The following is a 23,859-nucleotide window of genomic DNA, read 5'->3' on the forward strand; positions in this document are numbered from 1 at the left end:
GGCTCCATCGGGCGTTCACACGTCAAGTGGGGCCAACCGGGTTTGATCGTAAGTTGGCTGCGCCGGCAAGCCGGCCAGATGTTGCGTATCGGCCCAAGTCAGGATGTCGATTCGATCACCCTCGATGCGCACCCGGTTCAAACCGGCATTGGGAATGGCGCTCTGGCGCGGTCCCGCCAGGGGCCAGACGCCGCGCCTGTTCATGGCCGACAGCATTGAGCGGCACATCGACCTGACCCTGAAAGCGCAGCTCGCGGTTCCAGTCGGTTTCGCCATGGCGGATAAGAACGAGTTCGGTCATGGGCGCGATGCTGCAAGGCGCTGCCGCCTGCGGCGCAGCCAGACTTTCTCAATCTCAACGGCGACAAAAACGACCGCGGAAGCCCCGAGGCAGAGCAACAACTCGGCCAGACTCAGCGGCTCGGTCTTGAAAATCGGGTTCAGCACCGGCACATAAATCGTCGCCATTTGCAGCACAAAGGTGAGCAGCACGGCACCCAGCAACGGCCGGTTGGTGCCCAGGCCGAGACGCCACAAGGATTCGGTTTCCGAACGGACCGCCAGCACATGCGCCATCTGCGACAAGGTCAGCACGGTGAACACCATGGTCTGCCAGTGCGCGTGACCGGTCGACAAGGCCCAGGCCTGCACCAGCAGGCACAGTCCGCCGATCAGCAAGCCGACCCACAAAATATGCTGCCATAGGCCGTGGGCGAACAGGCTTTCCTGCGGCGGACGCGGGGGCCGCTGCATGATGCCGCGCTCGGCGGGCTCGGCCGCCAGCGCCAGCCCCGGCAGACCATCGGTCACCAGGTTGACCCACAAGATGTGAATCGGCAACAGCGGAATCGGCAAACCCAGCATCGGGGCCAGAAAAATGGTCCAGATCTCGCCCGAATTACCGGTCATCGCATAGCGGACAAACTTGCGGATGTTGTCGTAAATGCGCCGGCCTTCCCGTACCGCCGCCACGATGGTGGCAAAGTTGTCGTCGAGCAAGACCAAGCTTGACGCCTCGCGTGCCACGTCGGTACCGCCGCGGCCCATGGCCACGCCGATATCAGCCCGCTTAAGGGCAGGCGCGTCATTCACGCCGTCACCCGTCATGGCGACAAACTCACCGCGCGCCTGCAAGGCCTCAACAATGCGAATCTTCTGCGCCGGATCGACCCGGGCATAGACCCGTACCGATGCCACGCGCTCACGCAGAGCGGACTCAGTCATCGTCGCCAGTTCCCGCCCCGTCAGCACCTCGGCCTCGCCATCCGTCACGATGCCCAGCCGCCGCGCAATCGCCAGCGCCGTCGCCGGGTGGTCGCCCGTGATCATCACCGGCGTAATGCCTGCTGTTTGACAGTCGCGCACCGCAACGGCAGCCTCCAGACGTGGCGGGTCAATCAATCCGATGAGCCCAATCAGGCTCAGACCAGACTCCAGCGCCTCGACTGATCCAGGGGCGGGCAGCGTCACATGAGTACGACAAGCCAGCGCCAGCACCCGCAAGCCCTGCGCCGCCATGGCCTCGGCAGCGGCCAGCAGCGCCGCCGGCTGCAACGGCACGGAACCGTCCACGCGCCATTGGGAACTGCACAAAGGAATCACCGATTCGGGTGCGCCCTTGGTGTAGGCAATGAAGCTGTTTTCGACCCGATGCAAGGTGCTCATGCGCTTACGTTCCGAATCAAACGGCAGTTCCTGTACCCGTTCAAACTGCCGCTCAAGTTCCGCCTTGTCGAGTCCGGCCTCCAGCGCCACTTGCGTGAGCGCGGTTTCGGTCGGGTCGCCCTGCCACACCCCGTCGCGGTTGCGATTGGCGTCATTGCACAAGGCGGCCGCACGCAGCAGTTCCAGATGAAGGGGCCCCGCCAGTCCACTGCCCGGCACCCATTCCTGCCCATCGGCCAGCAACAGTTCGGCGTGCATGCGGTTCTGCGTCAGGGTTCCGGTCTTGTCGGAACAAATGAAGGTGACGGAGCCCAGTGTTTCGACCGACGGCAGGCGTCGGATCAGCGCATTGAGCGACACCATGCGGCGTGCGCCCAGCGCCAGCAGCACCGTCACCACGGCAGGCAGCGCTTCTGGAATGGCGGCCACGGCCAGGCTCACAGCGGTCAGGATCATCAGCACCGGCGCCTCGCCGCGCAGTACCCCGACCAGAAAAATGACGACGCAAATGGCAATGACCGCCAACGCCAGCCGCTTGCCAAAAGCCGCCAGGCGCAACTGCAGTGGCGTGCTTCGATCCGTGTCACGGTCCAGCAGCCCGGCCACCTTGCCCAGCTCGGTCGCCATGCCGGTAGCGACCACCAGACCGCGGCCGCGCCCGTGGGTGGCGGTGGTGCCCTTGAAAGCCATGTTGAGCCGGTCGCCCAGCGCATGCGCGACGCCGCTCAAGGTCGAGGTGTGTTTGGCCACCGTGACCGACTCACCGGTGAGGGCCGACTCGTCCACCTTGAGTTGGGCAATCTCGATCAGCCGCAAATCTGCGGGGATCTGGTTACCGGCTTCCAGCAACACAATGTCACCGGGCACCAGTTCACTGGCGGCAATCACCAGCGTCTGCCCGCCGCGCAGCACCGTGGCATGGGTGGCGGCCAACTGCTGCAGCGCCGCCATGGCTTTGTCTGCCCGCCAGGCTTGCACAAAACCGATGGCCGCATTGAGCAGCACGATCACCAGGATCGCCAGCGTATCGATCAGATCACCGATGACACCCGAAATCACGGCGGCACCCATCAGCACCAGCACCATGAAATCCTTGAACTGGTCAAGGAACTGACCCCACAAGCTACGGCCCGGCCGCCCCTGGATTTCGTTCGGGCCGTGCTGTTGGGCACGGCGACTGGCCTCGTCCGCCAGCAGACCATGCGCCGGGTCTACCCCGTGCTGACGCGCCAGTTCATGGGCATCACGCAGGTGCCAATGATCGGAAGCAACCTGGGGTGATTCCTCCGCCATGCCGGGTTTACTGCCAGGTCAGTTGTTCATTCCGCCGCATCAAGCGCATCCAGCTCGGACGGCTCACTCAACTTGATGATCATCACCGGCACGCCAGCGGCGTGCAGCACTTCATTGGAGACCGAACCCAACAAAGCGCTGCGCAGGGAGCTCATGCCGCTGGCCCCCATGATGACCAGATCGCATTGGTAGTTCTCCAGGATGTCAATGAGAGTGTGTGCCGGGTCACCCGAGGCCACTTCGCTTTCGTAAGGAATATTGGCATCCTTCACCAAGGCTTCGGCGGCCAGCAGGGTGTGGGCGCCAGCGGCGGCACTCACCTGCTCAATCACTTCCGGATCGTGCGCCACCACCAGTTCATACAAGGTGGCGGGTTCCTGCACATTCGCCAAAACAAAGCTGGTCTCAAGACCCGCCTGGGCCATGCGAATGGCAAAACGAACCGCCTCCAACGAAACAGCAGAACCATCCACGGGCAATAGTATTTTCATTTTTTCTCCGACTTAAATATTAGAACGAACCCTGCAAGCGTAGATCACCCGCGCGGGACTCGTCTTGAGTTGGGTCAATATACGCCAGTCTCTGGCGGACCCCAATCAGGCTAGGTCCGGGCCAGACTCTGTACTTTTTCCAGCAAGCGCTGGTTCACCAACGGCGACACAAACTTATCCACCTCACCGCCCAGCGAGACGATTTCGCGCACGAAGGTGCTGGAGATGAACTGGTATTTGTCACTGGGCGTGAGAAAAACGGTTTCCACGTTGGGCATCAGGCTGCGGTTCATGCCCGCGAGCTGGAACTCGTAGTCAAAGTCGGTCACGGCGCGCAAACCGCGCACCATCGCCTTGGCGCCGCGCGCCACCACAAAGTCACGCAACAGGCCCGAAAAGCTCTCAACTTGCACCTGCGGATAAGCCTTACTGGCCTCACGGGCCATGTCGATGCGCTCCTCCAGCGAAAACATCGCTTTTTTATGATGCCCCGCGGCGACCGCCACGATGACGCGGTCAAACAACTGCGTCGCCCTGCGCACCACATCTTCATGGCCGAGGGTTATGGGGTCAAAAGTGCCGGGATAAACAGCAATTACGTCATTGGCCATTTTTTGTTTGTGGGTCAGTTGAGGGGGAAAGCTCGGGGGCTTTTTTGTCTCGGGGCTCGCCTACGCTGCATTATGCAGCGCACCAACAAACGCCTAACCCAGGCGCTTGAGCAAATGGGCATGCACGGCACCGGCCTTCAGGTACCGATGCACCTTCAGCCCGGCGGGCAGCAACTGCTCATCCGTCCACAAGATCGGTGCCTCCAGATAGACAAAGCCATCCAGTGCCACCACGCGGCCGGCCGCTTGCAGCGCCGCTTCAAACAACACCGAGTCAAAGGGCGGATCGAGAAACACCACATCCATGCTGGCCGGATCGATCTGTTTGAGCGCAGCCACGCCGTCGCCGCGCACGATTTGCGTCGCGCTGGCCTGCAGCTGCGTCTGAATGCGCTTGAGCTGCACCACCAGGGCGGTGTCCTGTTCGACCAGCGTCACCTCTTTGGCACCACGCGAAGCGGCTTCAAAGCCGAGCACACCGGTGCCGGCAAAGGCATCGATACAACGCCAGCCAGTCAGGTCCTGGCCCAGCCAGTTGAACAGGGTCTCGCGCACGCGATCAGGGGTCGGGCGCAGGCCGGGCTTGTCGGCCACCGCCAGCTTGGTGCGCTTCCATTGGCCGCCGATGATGCGGACTTCATGGCTCTGTGGGGCGGCATGAACGGGGACGCGGGGCTTGCGGGGGAGTTCGGATTTCTTTTGTTTCATTGGTATAGCTTAACGAAGTAGGCCGGTGGCCCTGGCACATCCCAATGAAACCCGATTGCGTCTCGCCCGTCGGATCAGCAAGAGGCAGCCAGCGCTCGGAAAAGTGCTGCTTCGGTCACTTGCCAGCGGCCACACCGCCCAGCACCACCGTCACCATTTTCTCCGGCTGCAGCTTGCGCGCAAACGCGGCTTTCACGTCGGCGGCACTTACTTTTTCTACCTGCTGTGTCCAGGTGTCCAGGTAGTCCAGCGGCAACTGGTTCCAGGCGATGTTGGCGACGTTGTCGAGCAGCTTGCGGTTGCTGTCGACGCGCAGGGCAAAGCCGCCGATCAGGTTGTCTTTGGCGGCTTTGAGTTCCTCCTCCAGCGGGCCGTTGGCCACAAACTCGGCCACCACGTCACGCGACACCTGCACCGCCTTGTCCGCCTGGTCGGGCCGCGTTTGCAGGCCCAGGGTGAAGGCGCCGGCGTGCAGGCCGGGGGCAAAGTAGCTGTAGACGCTGTAGCTCAAGCCGCGCTTTTCGCGCACCTGCGTTGTCAGGCGCGACACAAAACCGCCGCCGCCCAAAATGTAGTTGCCGACTGTGAGGGCAAAGTAATCCGGGTCAGCACGCTTGAAGCCGGGCTGGCCGATCAAGACATGGGCTTGCGCGGAGTCGAACGCGATGCGTTGCTCGGCGGGTTTGTCCAGTGGCGCGATCTCGGCCACGGGAGGCAATGCCGGGCAACTGGTCGCGGCCCCAGCCGCCTTGGTCGTCGCCGACAAACGCGAAAACAACTGGGTCACCAGGTCGTCGGCCTGCGCCCGGTTGACGGCGCCCACCAGCGTCACTTTGGCCCGACACGGCAAAACCAGCGTGCGGTACACCGCCTTCATGTCGACCACGCTGATGCGGGCCAGGGTCGCTTCGGTCATCTCAAAACCATAAGGGTGCGATCCGTAAACCGCCAGATTGAAGGCACGCGCGGTCAGGGTGGCGGGCCGGGTATTGGCCTCTTTCAGGGCCGCATTCAGGGTGGCGCGCTCGCGCAGCCAGATGGCGGACGGAAAGGCCGGCTCGCCCAGTTGCCGGGCGGCCAGTTGCGTGGCTTTGGACAACAGGTCCGGGTAGGTCAGCGAGCGCAGCGAAAAACTCATGCGGTCAGAACTGGCAGCGCCGCCAAACGAGGCGCCCAGATCGGCCCAGGCTTCGCTCAAGGCGTTTTCATCCAGCGCGGCTTCACGGCGAGCGCCAGTTTTAGCGTCACTGGCCAACACGCCTTTCGACGTCATGCTGGCGGTGACGCTGGCCAGCCCGGCCTGTTGGGCCGGATCACGGCGACTGCCGGCGTCAAAGTCAATCTGCACGTCGACCATCGGGATGGCGGGGCTTTGCACCAGATAGACCTGCACGCCCGAGGCTTGCGTCCAGTGCTCGATGGGAAGGCCTGCCAGTGCAGAATTTATACAAAATAGGCTTGTAGCCCCCGTCCATACTGCGTAGATAGCTATATTTTTAAGAGTAATCATGGCGTGTATCAAAGTGCTTGCTCAATGCCGGGAGCCCGGCGGGGGCGTGCGTGGCTTGTGGTTTTTGTCCAGCGGCTGCGGCTGCAATACCGCCACCGTGAGCTGGTCGTCCCCAAAATATTTGCCGGCCACCGCCTTGACCTGCGCCGCCGTGACGGCACGCAAGCGGGCAATCAGCCGTTCGTCCGCATCCAGCGGCAAGCCCTGTACCCAGTTGCTGCCCAGTTCGCGGGCCTGGTTGAACACCGAATCCAGCTTGTACACCTGGCTGGCCACCCACTGGGTCTTGACGCGGTTGAGTTCGGCTTCGGTGACGCCGTCGCGGGCGATACGGGTGATCTGTTCACGCAGAGCCAACTCCACCTGCGCGGCGGTCTTGCCTTGCGCCGGCACGCCTTCCAGCATGAACAGCTGCGGGCCACGACCCCACAAACCGTTGTAGGCGCCGGCACTGTCCGCCACCCGTTTGTCACCCTGGGTGAGCGCGCGCTCCAGCCGCGCGCCACTGTAGCCGTCCAGCACGGCGGACAAAACCGTCAGCGCCAAAGCATCGGCATCACTCGCCTGGCTGCTGACCGGTGCCCCCGCCGGGCTGTCGGCCAGCGACTGCAACGCCGGCACCTTGAACGCCAGCGACAGGTAGGCCTGCTCGGCCGGGGCCTTGAAATCCATGCGCCGGATGCCCAGTTGCACCGGCTCCTCGCGCGGCTTGCGCAGCGGCACCGCCCGTGTGGGCAGAACACCATAGTATTTTTCCGCCAGGCGGCGCACCTGCACCGCGTCCACATCACCGGCCACGACCACCACGGCGTTAGCGGGCACATACCAGCGTTTGTAAAACTCGCGCGCATCCGCCGGCGTCATGGCTTGCAGATCACTCATCCAGCCCACCACCGGGCGCCGATAGGGCGACGCAACAAACACGGTGGCATCCACCGCCTCATGCATCAGGGCGCGGGGGTTGTCTTCGGTACGCATGCGGCGCTCTTCCTTGACCACTTCCAGCTCTTTGGCGAACTCTTCATCGGCCCACTGGTTGTTGGCGAACCGATCGGCCTCCAGCTTCATCACATCTTCCAGGCGGCTGGCCGGAATCTGCTGGTAGAAACCTGTGTAGTCCTTGCCGGTGAAGGCGTTTTCCCGCCCGCCCAACGCCGCCAACCGGCGGGAAAACTCGCCCGGCGCAACGGTGGGGGTGCCTTTGAACATCATGTGTTCCAGTACATGCGCCACACCCGAGGTGCCATCCACTTCGTCCATGGAGCCAACCCGTACCCACAGCATATGCACCGCGGTGGGCGCGCGCCGATCGGGTTTGACAATCACCGTCAGGCCATTGGCTAAAGTGAATTGTTCAACTTCGGGAGGGGTTTGCGCCTGGGATGGCATGCTGAAAAACTGGCAGACCAAGAGGCCGAGAAGCGGCAGCAGACGGGTTGGCGAAGAAGCGGTTGGTCGTTGCATGGGTCTTTCCATAGAATGGTGTGATTCTAAGAAACCACCAAATGTTCAGTTTTTTTAAAAAAAAGCCCCCCCTCGCCGTACCGCCATTAGCGCCGCCATTAACGCCGCCTGCGCTGCAACCCGTCTTGACGCCTGAGGCGCAGCCGGTCACGCCGCCAGCGGTAGCGGCAACAGCCCCTGCGCCGCAGCCGCCCGCCACCACCGCACCGGAGCGCAAGTCCTGGCTGGACAAGCTGAAAGTCGGCCTGCGCAAAACCGGCGCCAGCATTGCGACCGTCTTCACCGGCACCCAGATTGATGACGCGCTGTATGAAGACCTGGAATCGGCCCTGCTGATGGCGGACACCGGCGTCAAGGCGACGCAGCATTTACTGGACGACCTGAAACGCCGGGTCAAGGAAAGCAAAGCCACCGACCCGGCCGCCGTCAAGGGCTTGCTGATCGAGTCCATCACCAGCCTGCTCCTGCCGCTGGAAAAACCGCTGGTGATCGGGCAGCACAAGCCGACCGTCATCATGGTGGCCGGCGTCAACGGCGCCGGCAAAACCACCACCATCGGCAAACTCACGCGCCATCTGTCCGACCAGGGCACGTCCGTGCTGCTGGCGGCAGCGGACACCTTTCGCGCGGCGGCGCGCGAGCAACTCAGTGTCTGGGCCGAGCGCACCACGGTTGAAATCATCAGCCAGGAAGGCGGCGACCCGGCCGCCGTCAGCTTTGATGCCGTCAGCGCCGGCAAAGCCCGCGGCAAAGACGTGGTGCTGGTGGACACGGCCGGCCGCCTGCCGACCCAGTTGCACCTGATGGCCGAACTGCAAAAGATCAAACGCGTGGTGCAAAAAGCCGACGCCACGGCACCGCACGAGGTGCTGCTGGTGATTGACGGCAACACCGGACAAAACGCCTTGACGCAAGTAAAGGCGTTTGACGATGCGCTGCAACTCACCGGCCTGATCGTCACCAAGCTGGACGGCACCGCCAAAGGCGGCGTGCTGGCCGCCATCGCGCGGGAGCGACCGATTCCGGTCTATTTCATCGGGGTCGGGGAAAAGCTGGAAGACCTGCAAACCTTCAATGCCCGCGAGTTTGCGCAAGCGCTGCTGTCTTGACTGATTCCCACGCCTTGCTCAATGCCGCGCAGACCGCCGCTCGGCTGCCGTACGGCGCGCTGGTGGACGAGATCGTCGGCCTGCTGACCGATGACTCGGTGCAGGTGCCACAACGACTGGTCCAGGCGTTGGCCGGCGGTGGCAGCCTGTTTGTGATGCCGGCCATGGACCGCCGCGTGGTCATCACCAAACTGATTACCTTCACCCCGGCCAACGCGGGCACGGCGCGCCCGACGATTCAGGGCGACATGGTGGTGTTTGACACCGCCAGCGGCCAGCGCCGGCTGGTGCTTGACGGCCCGACCGTCACGGCGCGGCGCACCGCGGCCGTGTCGTTGCTGGCGGCCCAGCGGCTGGCGCCGAACACGCAAGGGCCGCTGCTGATCGTCGGTGCGGGCGTGCAGGGTTTGGCCCATCTGGAGGCCTTTGCCGACGGCTTGGGCGTCACGGAGTTTGTGATTGCCTCGCGCAGCCCGGCCAGCGCGCAAGCGTTGGCCCAACACGCGCAGGCCCGGGGTTTGCACGCCCGCGTGGTGCAAGACGCCAATGCGGCGCTGGCCGACTGCCCGCTGGCGGTTTGCTGCACGCCGGCCAGTGGCGTGGTGCTCAGCGCCCTGCCCCGCCCAGATGCTTTTATCGCCGCAGTGGGCGCCTTCACGCCCACGATGGTGGAGCTGAGCGCCGGCTTATGCCAGCACTTCGCCGAACAGGGCACGGTATTTGTGGACACGGCCGATGCCGCCCATGAAGCGGGCGACCTGCTGCAGGCCGGACTCGATGTGAGTCACTTTGCCACCTTGGCCGATGTGATTCGCCAGGACATTCCAAAACCCACTGGGCCGGTGCTGTTCAAAAGCTGCGGCTGGGCCGGCTGGGACCTGGCGGCGGCGCGGACCGCGCTCGCCCGGTAAAACCGGACACGGGCCCGCTGCGGCCTGACTGGTTTTACTCCAGTACGCCCTTGTAAATCGACTGCAGCATGTCCTTGCCAACCCGATCGGCCATCTTGACATGCACCGGCGCCATTGCGGTCTTCAGCGCCAGCCGTTCTTCCTTGCTCGGCTCGTAGACGAGGGTCTTGCCGCTCTTGCGGACCCCCACCAGCGCCTGGTCGTTTTCTTCCTGGGCGATGTTGTTGCCATAGACCGTGGCTTCTTTCATGGCTTGCTCCAGTTGCTCGCGGATATCGGCGGGCAGACCGTCCCAGAACTTTTTGTTCACGATGACCGCGTAGCCGATGTAGCCGTGGTTGGTCAGCGAGAGGTGCTTCTGCACTTCGTGCGTCTTCTGGGTGTAGATGTTGGAGATCGTATTCTCGGTGCCATCCACCACACCCGTCTGCAGTGCCTGGTAGACCTCGGAGAACGCCATCACTTGCGGAATACCGCCCACCGAACGGATCTGTTCCTCCAGCACCTTGGAGGACTGAATGCGAAATTTCTTGCCTTTGAAGTCGGCCGGGGTCTTGAGCGGCGAGTTGGCGGTGAAGGACTTGAAACCGTTGTCCCAGAAGGCCAGCCCCCGGATGCCCTTGGGCTCCAGCTTGGCCAGCAGACCGGCGCCAACCGGCCCCTGGGTGATCTTGTGCAACTCAGCGGTGCTGTCAAAAATGAAGGGCAAATCGAAGGCCTCAAACTCCCGCACCCCGAGCGGCCCAAACTTGGACAGCGAAGGCGCCAGCATCTGCACCGCGCCAATCTGCAGCGCTTCGATCTCTTCCTTGTCCTTGTACAAGGAGCTGTTGGCATAGACCTCGACCTTCACCTTGCCCTTCGTCAACTCTGCGGCCTTCTTGGCAAAGAACTCCGCCGCTTTGCCCTTGGGCGTATCCAGCGCGACGACGTGGCTGAACTTGATGATCGTCTGCGCGCTGGCGCCCAGGGCGGCGCAACTGACCAGCAAACCCAGCAACAATTTAGAAACCTTCATTTGATATCTCCTCATTTTTGTTATCACCATGGAACGAAACTTAGAACTGCGGCAGGCCCGGCCGGCTTTGCGCCAGCGTGCGTTGCGCGAGCCGCAGCACGGGCGCATCGACCATGCGGCCATCGAGGCTGAACACGCCGCCACCCGCTGCGGCGAACGCCGCCATCACGCGCTGCGCCCACAGCAGCTCGGCCGCGCTGGGCGCAAAAGTCGCATTCACGCCGGCCACCTGCGCCGGATGAATGCAGAGCTTGCCGCCAAAACCACCGCGCCGGCCGCGTGCCGCATCGGCCTGTAGCTGCGCACTGTCCTGCGTGCCCGGTGTTACGCCGTCCACCGGCGCGGGCAGGCCGGCGCGGCGTGACGCCAGCACCAGGACCAGGCGCACCGGTGCCAGTTCGGCTTCATCGGGGCCGCAGGCCAGGCCCAGGTCGGCCTGAAAATCGAGGTTGCCAAATGCCAGCCGCAGCACCTGCGGGGCAGTCGCCAGCGCATCCGCTGCGTCCAGTCCGGCAACCGACTCCAGCAGCGGCAGCAGCGCGCAGGCCGGGCTCACCGCCTGCGCCACGCGCTGCAGCCCCGCCAGCGTTTCGGCCTTCGGCACCATCACACCGGCCAGACCCTGCGCGGCGAGTTGCTGCAACAGCCGCAAGTCATCGTCCTGCCAGAGGCTGCCGCAGGCGTTCAGGCGCACCAGCAGCCGTGCGCGCTCGGACTCAGAAAAAAGACTGAACGCGTCGGCCAGCTGGCCGCGTGCGGCAGCCTTGTCACGGGGCGCCACCGCATCTTCCAGGTCAATAATGACCGCGTCCGCCCCCGAGGCAAGCGCCTTGGCAAAACGCTCCGGCCGGTTGGCGGGCACGAACAAAAAGGAACGCGCCACCGCCAGCACGGCACCGGCGTGTTGAACGGGCAGCGGCGGGGCCAGTTCGCTCATGCCGCGCGCTCCAGCAACGCACCGACGCGCGGCCAGCTGGCCACGCCCCACAGGGCGTCCACCGCAGCCTGCATCTCGGCTGCCGTCGCGCCGCCGCTGAAGGCCGCCAGCCGCAGTGCCTTGGCCGTGATCTCGTCGCGGCTGAGCGTGTTGCCGGGGTCGCCCTTGGGTTCGTCAACCCGGCCACGCAGCACGCGACCATCGGCGGTATAGACCGTGACCTTGCCGATCCAGCGCTGCGGGTAGGCCCGCTCCACTTCTTCATCGAGCACCATCTCGACGCGGTCGCGCAGCTGTTGCGTGGCCGCGTCCTGGAAATGCTGGTCAAACTCCACCAGCCCCGCGTGCCCAAAGCGCGCCACCAGCGCCAGCACCGTGCCCATGGAAAACTTGCTCTGGTGCACCGTGGTCGGGTTGAGTACCGGGCCCAGCACGTCGAACGCACTCTGATGCACCTGCGTCACCACCCGCGCCAAATCTTCGGGCTGGAGACTGTGGGCCTGCATCACCTGCAACAACGCATCCGCCGCCGGGTGTGTGTGGCGACACGAGGCGTGAAACTTGAACGAGGTCTCGGCCGTGGCCCAGCGCGTGCCCAGACCATCAATCAACCGGGCGGGGTTGGCGTCGCTCGACATGCCCGCGGCCATGCCCTGCGGGCCTTCCAAAATCTGCGCCGCGCCGGTGAAACCGTCCTTCGCCAGATACGCCGCCATCAGCCCCGCCGCCGCCGCGTGCGCGGTGTGCAGTTGTTTGCTGTCGGCGGCTGTGCGCAAAAATTCCCACAGCCCCGCCGACTGGGTCCCGGCCGAGCCGAAGGCGTGCTGCATCTGCGCCGCATCCAGCCCGAGCAGCTTGCCCACCGCCGCTGCCGCCGCCAGCGTGCCGGCGGTGCCGGTGGTGTGGAACACCTTGTAATGCGAGCGACCCAGAAATTCGCCGACGCGGATGCCGACCTCATAACCTGCCACCGCGGCCGTCAGCAACTGCGGGCCGCTGGCACCCAGCGCCTGCGCCACCGCCAGCGCCGCCGGGAAGACCACCGTGGCCGGGTGGAACACCGAGCCGTTATGCACGTCGTCCTGCTCGGCCACATGCGAGGCGGCGGCATTCGCCATCGCGGCCAGGTAGGGGCTGGTGCGGCCCCGGCTGATGATCACTTCCGACGGGCCAGCCGGCGGCATGTCGCAGCCCGGCATCGCCTGTGGCCCCATGGCCAGCGCAAAGCGCGTGATGCTGTCAACCGGTCGCGCGCCATGCCCGGCCACCGCCGAGCCGAACCAATCCACCAGCAAGTCCTCGGTCTTGCGGAGCACCGAGGCCGGAATGTCGGCCAACTGCAGGTTGGCGGCAAACGCGGCGAGTTGGGCGGTGGGAGCATTCATGGCGGTCATCCTTACAGTTAAATTGGCACCTAGCCCTCGTCGGCAGGTCATTGTTCGCTATGGTTTCAGGAGTATTCAGTTGACCGGTCAAATCGCCCCGGCGGCGCGCAGGGCCGCGATGGCCTCATCGCCTTGCCCCAGTTCGCGCAGGATGGCCTCGGTGTGCTGGCCCACGGCCGGCACCGGGTCCATGCGGTAGTCAAACGTGTTGTTGCGCCCCGGCGGCAGCAGCGCCGGAATGTCGCCGGCGGGCGTGCTCACGGTCTGCCAGCGCTGGCGCGCCTGCAGTTGCGGGTGCGCCCACAGGCCGGCCATGTCGTTCATGCGGGCGTTGGCGATCTGCGCCTGGTCCAGCCGCGCCACCACCTGTTCCGCCGTGTGCTGGCCGAAGGTAGCGAGGATGATGGCCTGCAACGCCTCGCGGTGCTCGTTGCGGCGCGCGTTGCTGTCAAAACGCGGGTCGCTGGCCAGCGCGGCGTCGTCTAACACCACCGCACAAAACACTTTCCACTCACGCTCATTCTGCAAACCCAGCATCACCGTGCCGCCATCGCCGGCCGTAAAGGGCCCGTAGGGATAAATGCTGGCGTGCGCGGCAGCGGTGCGCGGCGGTGGTGCTGCGCCCTCAAACGCGTAGTACATCGGGTAACCCATCCATTCACCGAGTGCTTCCAGCATGGACACATCGATGTGCGAGCCCTGCCCGGTCTTGCCGCGCAGCAGCAGCGCCGACAGGATGTTGCTGTAGGCGTACATGCCGGCCGCGATGTCGGCCACCGAGTTGCCGGCCTTGCTCGGCGCCTCGGGCGTGCCGGTGACCGACAGAAAACCGGCCTCGCTCTGAATCAACAAATCGTAGGCTTTCTTGTCGCGGTACGGGCCGTCTGCGCCATAGCCCGAAATGTCGCACACGATCAGACCCGGGTGCTGCTGGCGGAGGGCCTCGTACGACAAACCCATGCGCACCGTCGCACCGGGGGCGAGGTTTTGCACCAGCACGTCGGCCGTGCCCAGCAACTGTGTGAGGGCCGCCAGTGCGCCCGGCTGCTTGAGGTCCAGCGTCAGGCTTTCTTTCGAGCGGTTGGTCCAGACGAAATGTGAAGCCTGGCCCTTGACGCGGGTGTCGTAGGCGCGGGCAAAGTCGCCGCTGCCGGGGCGCTCCACCTTGATGACGCGGGCGCCCAGGTCGGCCAACTGGCGTGTGCAGAACGGCGCGGCAATGGCGTGTTCGAGGGAGACGACGGTGATGCCGTCAAGAGGTCGTGTCATGGACAGCCTTATTCAAAAAGACCGTGGCAGCCCGAGGATGTGCTCGGCCACGTAGGAATAGATCAGGTTGGTGGAGATCGGCGCCACCTGGTACAGGCGCGTTTCGCGGAACTTGCGCTCCACGTCGTATTCGTTGGCAAAGCCGAAACCGCCGTGAAACTGGATGCAGGCGTTGGCCGCTTCCCAGCTGGCCTTGGCGGCCAGGTACTTGGCCATGTTGGCCTGCGCGCCGCAGGGCTGACCGGCGTCGAACAACTCGCAGGCCTTGTAACGCATCAGGTTGGCGGCTTCCACTTCCATATAGGCGTCGGCAATCGGGAACTGCACGCCCTGGTTCTGGCCAATCGGGCGGCCAAACACCACGCGCTCGCTCACATATTTGGTCACCCGGTCCAGGAACCAGTAGCCGTCGCCAATGCACTCGGCGGCGATCAGCGTGCGCTCGGCGTTCAGGCCATCCAGGATGTACTTGAAGCCCATACCTTCCTGGCCAATCAGGTTTTCTTCCGGGATTTCCAGGTTCTCGAAGAACAGCTCGTTGGTCTCGTGGTTGACCATGTTGGGGATCGGCCGCACCGTCATGCCGGACTTCTCGGCCTGGCGCAGGTCCACCATGAAGATCGACATGCCTTCCGACTTCTTCTTGACTTCGGCCAGCGGCGTGGTGCGCGCCAGCAGGATCATCCAGTCGGAATGCTGCACGCGCGAGATCCAGACCTTTTGCCCGTTGACGACGTAGCGGTCGCCCTGCTTCACCGCGGTGGTCTTGATCTTGGTGGTGTCGGTGCCGGTGCTGGGCTCGGTCACGCCCATCGACTGCAGGCGCCATTCGCCGGAGGCAATCTTGGGCAGGTACAGCTCCTTTTGCGTCTTCGAGCCGTGGCGCAACAGCGTGCCCATGTTGTACATCTGGCCGTGGCAGGCGCCGGAGTTGCCGCCACTGCGGTTGATTTCTTCCATGATGACCGAGGCTTCAGCCAGGCCCAGGCCCGAGCCGCCGTATTGCTGCGGGATCAGCGCCGCCAGCCAGCCGGCCTGGGTGAGCGCGTCAACAAAGGCCTCCGGGTAACCACGTTGCGCGTCGATCTTGCGGTGGTATTCGTCAGGAAACTGGGCGCAGAGGGCGCGCACGGCGTCACGGATGTCCTGGTACTGGTCGGGAGCGGTTTTGATCATGGGTGGGGTCGGTGGTTTTTGTGGAGTGCCGGTCAGGCGAGTTCGGCGCTGCCTTGCATGGTCAGCCAGCCTTCATGGTCTTCGGCCCAGAGCCGGACAGTCTTGCCATCGGCCGAGGGTTGACCGTTCAAGCGGAACGGGTGCAGGTCAAACGTCGGCCGCACCGCCTTGAAGCTGAACGACTTGATAAAAGCGCCGGGCACATGACGGCGCACCAGATCGACCAGCAAGGTGGCAATCAGCGGGCCATGCACGATCAGGCCCGGGTAGCCCTCGACTTCGGTCACATAGCGGCGGTCGTAGTGAATGCGGTGGCCGTTGAAGGTGAGCGCGGAATAGCGAAACAACAGCACGTCGTCCGGCACGATCTCGCGCTGCCAGGCGGCGCCTGTTTCGGCCGGCACCGGCAGCGGCAGCGAGGACACACCCGTGCTGAGCGTGGGGGCCTGTGGTGCCGCGCGGTAAACAATGTCGTGTTCTTCGGTCAGCGCCAACCCGTTGGCGTTGTGGACTTCATGTTGCACCAGCACAAACAGCAGGTCGCCCGTGCGGCCGGCCTTGTGCCTGACCGACTCGATGCGCGAGATGCGCTGGGCCGCATCGCCCACCCGCAACGGGTTGTCCGGCAACCACTGCAGCCGACCGCCGGCCCACATGCGGCGCGGCAACGGCACCGGCGGCAGAAAACCACCGCGCTTGGCGTGGCCGTCGGGGCCAAGTTCACTCTGCCGGTGCTGCGGCAAAAAATACAGCCAGTGCCACAAGGGCGGCACGGCCGTGCCGGGCATTGGTAGCGCATCGTCGCGGTCCAGCGTGGCGCTGAGCGCGCGCAGCGGCGCGGCGGTGATGTCGTCGGACAGGGTTTCGGTTTTACCGACCCAGCGCTGCAGATTTGCCAGCGTGGCGGCGTCCAGGGTGCGCATGGGGAGATTCATCGTGGTCATTCCGTTTGGCTTTGATCTAGCGGCCATCCTCGCTTTTTTAGCCGGCGAACACCATCACTCATTTTCAAACGAAGCCTTCTGAATTTCCGAAGGCTTGCAGGGTTTGCGTTAGCATGAAGCGATGCAATTCGACCTGTTGGATTTGAGACTTTTTGTGTTGGCGGCGGACGAAGGCAGCCTGACGCGGGCGGCCTTGCGGGGGCATCTGTCGCTGGCGGCGGCCAGCAGCCGCATCAAGTCACTCGAAGCCCAGTCGGGCCATGCGCTGTTTTACCGAGAGGCCCGCGGTGTCCGCCTGACGCCCCCGGGCGAAGCGTTTTTGCACCACGCCCGCGGCGTGCTGCGCCAGGTGGATCAGTTGCGCGTTGACTTGCAGGAATACGGCGGCGGCCTGCGCGGCCACGTTCGCGTCTTTGCTAACACCACGGCGGTGACGGATTTTCTGCCGGAAATCCTGCCCGGCTTCCTGTCGGAAAACAGCCGCATCAATGTCGATCTTCAGGAAAAACCGAATGCCGAAATCGCCCGCGGCGTCCTGGACGGGCGCGCCGACATCGGCATCGTCGCCGGCCAGGTCGACATGCTGGGTCTGCAGGCCATCCACTTCAGCACCGACCGCCTGGTGCTGGTGACCGCCCACAACCACCCGTTTGCCACGCAGAAAACGATCGCCTTTGCCGACACGCTGGAGGAAGACGCTGTCGGCATGAACCACCGCAGCACGCTGCAGACCTTTCTGGCCCAGGTGACAGAAAAACTCGGCAAGCCCCTGAAACTGCGCATCCAGCTCTCCAGTTTCGACGCCATGTGCCGCATGATCGGTGCGGGGGTCGGGGTGGGCATCGTGCCCGAGAGCGCCGCACGACGCAACCAGGAGAGCATGGGCCTGGCCCTGATCGAACTCACCGACGCCTGGAGCGTGCGCGAACGCTATATCCTGGTGCGTGACCGCGCCGCCCTGCCCCGCTATGCGCAGGCGCTGATCGAGACCTTGTGCGCGCATTACAAACCATTGACCAATCAAGGCGAGGCGACATAACCATGACCGCATCAAGGTAAACTTCGCCAATGACAGAACTCGTCGAAAAGCTTGCTGACCTGACCGCCCTTCGGGACCGCGATGCACTCGACATCGCCCTCGTCAGCGCCATCAATGACCTGCTGAAGCCACAGTCAGCGGCGATCTACCGGGTGGTCGGTGACACCGACAATGAGCGCTGGCTCACCACGGCGCAGATGGACGCCGATCAAGTAACACCGACCAGCGACTCCGCCTGGTCCGAGTTGGACTTGCTGCCCCGAATGTCCGAACACCCCCTGCGCCAGCAAGCGGTGGCATCACGCCAGGTGATGCAGACGTCCAGCGGCCCGGACATCACGGTATTCCCTCTCGCCAGCAACCCGGGTGCCATCGGCATCCTGGAAATTGGCACACAGGCGCCGCTTTCTGACAATGACCGTCGTTTAGTGAGCGGCGTGCTGCGTCTGTACCTCAATTTCCAGAGCTTGCTGGACTATGGCGAACGCGACGCCCTGACCGAACTGCTCAACCGCAAGACGTTTGACGGCGCTTTTCTCAAAGCCACCCTCGAACAAACACGGACGGAAGACAACGCACAAGGCAAGCGCCGCAGTGCGGCCTGTGCCGGCAGCTACTGGCTGGCCATGATCGATATTGACCACTTCAAGCGGGTCAATGACAACTACGGCCACCTCATTGGCGACGAAGTCCTGTTGCTGCTGGCGCGCCTGATGCGAACCTGCTTTCGCTTTCACGACCAGCTCTACCGCTTCGGCGGGGAAGAATTTGTGGTGCTGATGCGCTGCAACGGCGAGCAGGAAGCGACGGCGGCACTGGAGCGGCTCAGAACCACCACCGAAAAACACCTGTTCCCCCAAGTGGGTCACATCACCATCAGCATCGGGTTTTCTGAAATCAAGACCGGGGATACCCCGAGTGGCGCCTTCGAGCGCGCCGACAAGGCGGTTTACTATGCCAAGGAACATGGCCGCAACCAGGTTTGCAGCCACGCGGCCCTGATCGCCAGCGGTGAACTGGTCGACCAGGTGGCCATTGTGGGTGACATGGAACTGTTTTAAAGCCCGGCCCATTCTGCTGTGGCGGCTTTTTCCCCTAAAATCGAGGCCATTTTTTCGCACAATGTGCGCCATCGTCCCCGGCTTCGTTCGACCCTCACGGTCCATTCACGGTCCTCACGCAGTCCTACAAGCGGGGCCGCACCTTACATACTTTTTTGCACATGAACACCTTGCTCCCCCGCATTGAAATCGAAAGCGCTCCACAACCCACCGCCGCCGTCATCTGGCTGCACGGTCTGGGCGCCGATGGCAACGACTTTGCGGCCCTCGTGCCCGAGCTGGATTTGACCGCCTGCCCGCCGATTCGGTTTGTCTTTCCGCACGCCCCCAGCATGCCCGTCAGCCTGAACGGTGGCTATGTGATGCCCGCCTGGTACGACATTTTTGGCGCCGATCTGGTGAGTCGGCAGGACGCCGCCGGCATTCAAAAATCCGGACGCGCCATTGCGGCACTGATTGATCAGGAGGTGGCACGCGGCATTGCACCGGAGCGCATCGTGCTGGCCGGATTCTCGCAAGGCTGTGCCATGGCGTTGCACACCGGCTTGCGCTATCCCAAGCGACTGGCGGGCCTTCTGGCGCTGTCCGGCTACCTGCCGCTGGCGGACACCCTGAGTACCGAGCGCACGGACGCCAACGCCGACACGCCCATTTTCATGGCCCACGGCAGCATGGACCCGGTGGTGGTGCCGGCCCGGGGCGAGGCCTCGCGCGATTTATTGGCCAGGCTGGGCTACCCGGTGCAATGGCACAGCTACCCCATGCAGCACAGCGTGCACCCTCGCGAAGTGGCGGACATCTCGGTCTTTCTGGCCAACGTACTGAAGCAGCACCCCGATGCAGCCTGAGCAAGCGTCCGGGCGGCCCCACGGCGTGGTGCTGGGGATCGACTTTGGCACCTCCAACTCGGCCGCGGCCTTGGTGGGCGAGGACGGCCAACTGTGCGTGATTCCGCTGGACGGCCAACGAGCGGCCATGCCGACCGCGCTGTTTTTCTCCCACGAGACGCACACCACCCTGTTCGGCACGCAGGCGATGCAGGCCTACCTCAGCGGTACCGAGGGGCGCCTGCTGCGCTCCATCAAAAGCCTGCTGGGCAGCAAGCTGATGGAGGAACAAACCCTGGTCAACGGCCAGTTGCTGAGCTTTTTTGAGATCGTGGTGCTGTTCTTCAAGGAACTCAAGTCCCGCTGCGAAGCCCATGTGGGCCACCCGATTCACAGCGCCATGCTGGGGCGCCCGGTGCATTTTGTGGACGATGACGCCGAGCGCGACGCGCTGGCCCAAGCCACACTGGGCCGCGCGGCGCTGGCCGCCGGCTTTACCCACATCGACTTTCAGCTGGAACCGATTGCGGCAGCGTTTGACTTTGAGCAGCGCGTCACGACAGACACCACCGTGCTGGTGGTGGACATTGGCGGCGGCACCTCCGACTTCACCGTCATCCGCCTCCAACCTGATCGCCGGCAGGACGCCGACCGTGCCCAGGACATTCTGGCCACCACCGGCGTGCACCTGGGCGGCACCGACTTCGACCGCCTGCTCGACCTGAGCCACGTCATGCCGCTACTTGGGCACAAGCACATCGGCCCCGGTGGACGGCCGGTGCCTAACAGCGCATTTTTTGATCTCTCCACCTGGCACCTGATCCACCACGCGTACTCCCGCAAAAACATGCACTTTGCCCGCGAGTTGTGGACTTCATACACGGATCGGACGCTCCATACGCGCCTGCTGCAAGTGCTCGAAGGCCACCATGGACACCGCATCCTGGCGAGCGTCGAAGCCGCCAAAATCGCCTGCTCCGTCGCCTTTGAGAGCGCGCCGGTGGATTTAAGCTTTTTGGACACGGCCAACAGCCCCGCCCAGTCCCCTGTGGTGACCCCGCACAGCATGGGCGAGGCGCTGGCCCAGTCGCTGGACCAGGTGGTGCAATGCGCCGTGCAGTGCGTGCAAGCGTCCGGACTGGCCGCCGTGGACGTGGTGTACCTGACCGGCGGCTCGTCTGCACTGCAGCCGCTGATGGACGCCCTGCAGGCCGCCCTGCCCGGCGCGACCCTGGTGCCTGGCGACCGCTTTGGCGGCGTCGCAGCAGGCCTGGCCTACGCGGGCTTTGTGACCCACCGGTCGCAACCCAGTAAAACCCAAGAAACCGCCACTAGCGCTATCTAAACAATAGCTATTTGCGCAGATAGCACAAAGGCTAGAGCCATATTTAGCTCAAACCCTCCAGCAAACCCTCAAACCGGTCAAGCGACGAACGAGGCCAGGACGCTAGCCGTCAGGGTCAATCTCTATAAGGGGGACGTGGGGTTTGCCTGACAATAGAACATTTCCGCCCCGCTACCGGCCCTATGCCCGCAAAAAACACTGATCCTGACGCTCACGCCAGTCGCCGCGACACCTTGGCACAGTTGCGCCTTGCGTTGCGTGAGCAGCAAGTGGTGCTGGACAGTGCAGGCGTCGGCATCGTGTTTATCAAGCACCGCACCATCATCCGCTGCAACCAGCGTTTTGCCCAGATTTATGGCTATGCGGAAGCAGCCGACATCCTGGGCAGCACCAGCGTCTCGCTGTACCCGGATCAAGCCGCTTTTTACACCCTCGGCAAAGCCGCCTTCACGGTCATGGCACAAGGCTTGGCTTACAAGTCAGAAGTACAGATGAAACGCCGGGGCGGCGAATTATTCTGGGCCCACCTGACCGGCAAACTCGTCAACCCGGCGGACACCAATGAAGGCTCCATCTGGATCATTGAAGACATCAGTGAGCAAAAGGCGGCACAAGCCCAGCTCCAATCGGTCTTGACTGAGCAAAATCTGATTCTGGACAATGCCATGGTGGGCATCGTATTTCTGCGCGGCCGCACGCTCACCCGCTGCAACAAAAGCTTCGAGAACCTGTTGGGCTATGAAGCCGGTGAACTGCATGGCAGTTCCTCCAGAAAATGGTACCTGACCGAGCAGGAATGGCGGGATGCTGCACGCCAATGGCAGGAACCTTTCGCGGCCGGCCAGGCCTTTGAGGGCGAAGTGCTGCTGCGCAAAAAAGACGGCTCCGCCATTCATTGTGAAGTTCGCGCCAAGGCGATTGACCCCAGCCATCCAGACGCTGGGTCGATCTGGATCACCATGGACATCACGGCGCGAAAAAAGGCTGAAACCGAATTGCTGCAAGCGCGTGCAGGCCTTGAAAAACTGGTTGAACTCCGAACCCAGGAGCTCCGCAGCACCGTGATGGCGCTGGAAAAAAAAGCAGTGGAACAAAAAGAGGCCGAAGCGCATATTCAGCGCCTGGCGCATTTTGATGCACTCACCGGGCTGCCCAACCGCTTGCTGCTGAATGACCGTTGCCAGCACGCCCTGAGCGTGGCACAACGGGGGCAGCAACCGGTCGCCTTGATCTTTCTTGATCTGGACCATTTCAAAAACATCAACGACTCGCTGGGCCATCGCGTCGGTGATGAGGTGCTGGTTGAACTGGCGACCCGCCTGAAAGCCACGGTACGGGAACAAGACACGGTCTCACGCCTGGGCGGTGACGAATTCATCTTGCTGCTGCCCAACACCGATGCGGTCGGCGCGGCCAGTGTGGCGAAGAAGTTGCTGCAGGCGGCGCTCCTGCCGATTCAAATCGAACAGCATGAACTCACCGTGACGCCCTCCATCGGCATTGCGCTCTACCCCAAAGATGGCCACGATCTCGACACCCTGTCCAAATGCGCGGACGCGGCCATGTACCGCGCCAAAGGCGAGGGGCGCAACAGTTACCGTTTTTACACACCAGAGATTCAGGCCCATTCCGACCGCACCCTGCTGTTAGACAACGCCTTGCGCCGCGCCCTGGCGCGGGATCAACTGGAACTGCATTACCAACCGCAAATCTCGATGGCGACCGGTCAGACCGTCGGGGCCGAGGCCTTGCTGCGCTGGCATCACCCGGAGTTGGGCGATGTCTCGCCAACGGAATTCATCCCGATTTCCGAGAGCAGCGGCCTGATCCTGCCCATTGGGGAATGGGTCATTCGCACCGCCGTCAAGCAGTTGGCCGCATGGATTGAGCGAGGCATGGCGCCCATCACCATCGCCGTCAATTTATCAGCGGTTCAGTTTCGGCATGCCGACCTGCCCAAACTCATCAGCACCATCCTGGCGGATGCGGCCCTGGCCCCCCAGTTGCTGGAGCTGGAGTTGACCGAAGGTGTGGCCATGACCCATCCGCAGGGCGCCATCGCCGTGATGGATGACCTGCACCTGCGGGGGGTGCGCATGTCGATTGATGATTTTGGAACCGGTTACTCGTCGTTGAGTTACCTGAAACGCTTTCAGGTCTACAAACTCAAGATCGACCAGTCCTTTGTGCGGGACATCACGGAAGACCCGGACGACAAAGCGATCGTCGGCGCCATTATCAGCATGGCCAACAGCCTGGGGCTGAAGACCATTGCCGAAGGCGTGGAAACCGAAGGCCAGCTTGAGTTCCTGCGCACCCGGGGTTGCGACGAGGTCCAGGGCTACTATCTGAGCCGCCCCTTACCGGCAGAGGCGTTCGAGCACTTTGTGCAAAACCAGGCTAGCGGGACCCCACCCAAGCAGCGTTGATCGCTGCCTTGGCCTTACTTGCTGGCGGCTTTGGCGGGTGACTTGGCCGCCTTGGACACTGGCGCAGCAGTCGCGGGCAGTCCCAGTCGTTTGGCAATGGACTGCTCCAGGGTTTTCACCTTGGGATCGATCGTGCCCTGCATGTCAATCACCAGCTTGTCGACCAGCACTTTTTGCATCTCGCCGCTCATCTGCGAAAATTTACGGTTAACGGGCGACTCGATGATGGCAATGAGTTGCTTGAGTTCGTCTTCGCTGAATTTTTCTTCCAGCATGGCGCCAATGGTTGATGGGGCGATTTTGACGGCACGGTCACGCACCAGCGGCACCGCCTCGTCCGCGTATTTCTTCACGTCGGCCTGAATCTCTTTGGCGATGCCCTCGCGCTTTTCGGGCGCTACTTTGGTCTGCAAAGCCAGGCCGGCCTGCTGCATCAGCTGCGCCGCCGGCCGCTCGGCCAAGGCTTGCCCGGCCTGCTCAATGCCGGGTTGCTGCAACAGCAACACCTTGGCGACCAATTCTTTCTTGGCAGCGGTGGACTCAGCCTGCGCGCCGGTAGCCAGCGCCAGCAGCGCGATGATCAATAATTTTTTCAAAATAATCCCCCTAATAGAAAAAAACAAAACTGCCAATCGTGATCGGCAAGCACCAATTCATTATGACCCTG

The 23,859-nt window shown here is 63.3% G+C and carries 20 protein-coding genes and 1 pseudogene; 7 read left to right on the forward strand and 14 right to left on the reverse strand.

Annotated elements, in window-relative coordinates; translation table 11 throughout:
• Positions 1–15: 15 nt before the first annotated feature.
• From HHJ17_RS08340 to HHJ17_RS08370, 7 genes and pseudogenes are all read right to left on the reverse strand, one after another.
• Positions 16–301, reverse strand: a pseudogene (locus HHJ17_RS08340) (histidine phosphatase family protein).
• A complete protein-coding gene (locus tag HHJ17_RS08345; RefSeq protein WP_296501347.1) occupies positions 298–2,958 on the reverse strand; it encodes a cation-translocating P-type ATPase in 2,661 nt (886 codons plus the stop codon). The pseudogene HHJ17_RS08340 and the gene HHJ17_RS08345 overlap by 4 nt, the downstream one beginning before the upstream one ends.
• A gap of 26 nt (positions 2,959–2,984) precedes the next feature.
• A complete protein-coding gene (locus HHJ17_RS08350; protein WP_296501345.1) occupies positions 2,985–3,449 on the reverse strand; it encodes a universal stress protein in 465 nt (154 codons plus the stop codon).
• A gap of 110 nt (positions 3,450–3,559) precedes the next feature.
• Positions 3,560–4,060, reverse strand: coding sequence for a pantetheine-phosphate adenylyltransferase (coaD, locus tag HHJ17_RS08355; protein WP_296501343.1), 501 nt, complete (start codon positions 4,058–4,060; stop codon positions 3,560–3,562).
• A 93-nt stretch (positions 4,061–4,153) separates the two neighbouring features.
• Positions 4,154–4,768, reverse strand: a complete 615-nt coding sequence (gene rsmD / locus HHJ17_RS08360; protein ID WP_296501341.1) for a 16S rRNA (guanine(966)-N(2))-methyltransferase RsmD — start codon at positions 4,766–4,768, stop codon at positions 4,154–4,156.
• A 115-nt stretch (positions 4,769–4,883) separates the two neighbouring features.
• Positions 4,884–6,278: a pitrilysin family protein gene (locus HHJ17_RS08365; protein WP_296501339.1), complete on the reverse strand. Its 1,395-nt coding sequence runs from the start codon at positions 6,276–6,278 to the stop codon at positions 4,884–4,886.
• Between the two features lie 21 nt (positions 6,279–6,299).
• The gene (locus HHJ17_RS08370) at positions 6,300–7,667 is read right to left on the reverse strand and encodes a pitrilysin family protein (RefSeq protein ID WP_296501714.1); all 1,368 of its coding nucleotides are present in this window, start codon (positions 7,665–7,667) and stop codon (positions 6,300–6,302) included.
• Positions 7,668–7,783: 116 nt separating this feature from the next.
• On the opposite strand from HHJ17_RS08370, the gene ftsY reads away from it, so the two are divergent.
• Together ftsY and HHJ17_RS08380 are read left to right on the forward strand one after the other, a co-directional pair.
• Entirely contained in the window at positions 7,784–8,851 is a 1,068-nt protein-coding gene (gene ftsY / locus HHJ17_RS08375) for a signal recognition particle-docking protein FtsY (protein ID WP_296501338.1), read from the forward strand.
• Positions 8,848–9,762, forward strand: a complete 915-nt coding sequence (locus HHJ17_RS08380) for a delta(1)-pyrroline-2-carboxylate reductase family protein (RefSeq protein ID WP_296505503.1) — start codon at positions 8,848–8,850, stop codon at positions 9,760–9,762. Before ftsY ends, HHJ17_RS08380 begins: the two co-directional genes overlap by 4 nt.
• Before the next feature lie 34 nt (positions 9,763–9,796).
• Here HHJ17_RS08380 and HHJ17_RS08385 read toward each other — a convergent pair whose 3' ends face one another.
• The 6 genes from HHJ17_RS08385 to HHJ17_RS08410 form a co-directional block, all read right to left on the reverse strand.
• Positions 9,797–10,780: a TRAP transporter substrate-binding protein gene (locus tag HHJ17_RS08385; protein ID WP_296505504.1), complete on the reverse strand. Its 984-nt coding sequence runs from the start codon at positions 10,778–10,780 to the stop codon at positions 9,797–9,799.
• A 40-nt stretch (positions 10,781–10,820) separates the two neighbouring features.
• The gene (locus HHJ17_RS08390; RefSeq protein WP_296501332.1) at positions 10,821–11,717 is read right to left on the reverse strand and encodes a CoA ester lyase; all 897 of its coding nucleotides are present in this window, start codon (positions 11,715–11,717) and stop codon (positions 10,821–10,823) included.
• A complete protein-coding gene (locus HHJ17_RS08395; RefSeq protein ID WP_296501330.1) occupies positions 11,714–13,102 on the reverse strand; it encodes an MmgE/PrpD family protein in 1,389 nt (462 codons plus the stop codon). The genes HHJ17_RS08390 and HHJ17_RS08395 overlap by 4 nt, the downstream gene beginning before the upstream one ends.
• 87 nt (positions 13,103–13,189) lie before the next feature.
• The gene (locus HHJ17_RS08400) at positions 13,190–14,371 is read right to left on the reverse strand and encodes a CaiB/BaiF CoA-transferase family protein (protein WP_296501328.1); all 1,182 of its coding nucleotides are present in this window, start codon (positions 14,369–14,371) and stop codon (positions 13,190–13,192) included.
• A gap of 12 nt (positions 14,372–14,383) precedes the next feature.
• Positions 14,384–15,547, reverse strand: a complete 1,164-nt coding sequence (locus HHJ17_RS08405; RefSeq protein WP_296505506.1) for an acyl-CoA dehydrogenase family protein — start codon at positions 15,545–15,547, stop codon at positions 14,384–14,386.
• 32 nt (positions 15,548–15,579) lie between these two features.
• Positions 15,580–16,491, reverse strand: a complete 912-nt coding sequence (locus tag HHJ17_RS08410; RefSeq protein WP_296505508.1) for a MaoC family dehydratase N-terminal domain-containing protein — start codon at positions 16,489–16,491, stop codon at positions 15,580–15,582.
• 121 nt (positions 16,492–16,612) lie between these two features.
• On the opposite strand from HHJ17_RS08410, the gene HHJ17_RS08415 reads away from it, so the two are divergent.
• The 5 genes from HHJ17_RS08415 to HHJ17_RS08435 all read left to right on the forward strand — a co-directional run bounded on the left by HHJ17_RS08415 (position 16,613) and on the right by HHJ17_RS08435 (position 23,192).
• Complete coding sequence (locus tag HHJ17_RS08415; RefSeq protein ID WP_296505509.1) at positions 16,613–17,530, forward strand: LysR substrate-binding domain-containing protein; 918 nt, start codon at positions 16,613–16,615, stop codon at positions 17,528–17,530.
• Positions 17,531–17,559: 29 nt separating this feature from the next.
• Positions 17,560–18,591 (forward strand): GGDEF domain-containing protein, encoded by a 1,032-nt coding sequence (locus HHJ17_RS08420; protein ID WP_296505510.1) that lies wholly within the window; start codon positions 17,560–17,562, stop codon positions 18,589–18,591.
• Between the two features lie 161 nt (positions 18,592–18,752).
• Positions 18,753–19,439, forward strand: a complete 687-nt coding sequence (locus tag HHJ17_RS08425) for a carboxylesterase (protein ID WP_296505512.1) — start codon at positions 18,753–18,755, stop codon at positions 19,437–19,439.
• Positions 19,429–20,763: an Hsp70 family protein gene (locus HHJ17_RS08430; protein ID WP_296505515.1), complete on the forward strand. Its 1,335-nt coding sequence runs from the start codon at positions 19,429–19,431 to the stop codon at positions 20,761–20,763. The genes HHJ17_RS08425 and HHJ17_RS08430 overlap by 11 nt, the downstream gene beginning before the upstream one ends.
• A 182-nt stretch (positions 20,764–20,945) precedes the next feature.
• A complete protein-coding gene (locus tag HHJ17_RS08435; protein ID WP_296505517.1) occupies positions 20,946–23,192 on the forward strand; it encodes a bifunctional diguanylate cyclase/phosphodiesterase in 2,247 nt (748 codons plus the stop codon).
• Between the two features lie 14 nt (positions 23,193–23,206).
• Here HHJ17_RS08435 and HHJ17_RS08440 read toward each other — a convergent pair whose 3' ends face one another.
• Positions 23,207–23,788: a hypothetical protein gene (locus tag HHJ17_RS08440; protein WP_296501313.1), complete on the reverse strand. Its 582-nt coding sequence runs from the start codon at positions 23,786–23,788 to the stop codon at positions 23,207–23,209.
• Positions 23,789–23,859 lie beyond the last annotated feature (71 nt).

Source organism: Rhodoferax sp., from assembly GCF_012927445.1.
Lineage (GTDB): Bacteria > Pseudomonadota > Gammaproteobacteria > Burkholderiales > Burkholderiaceae_C > Rhodoferax.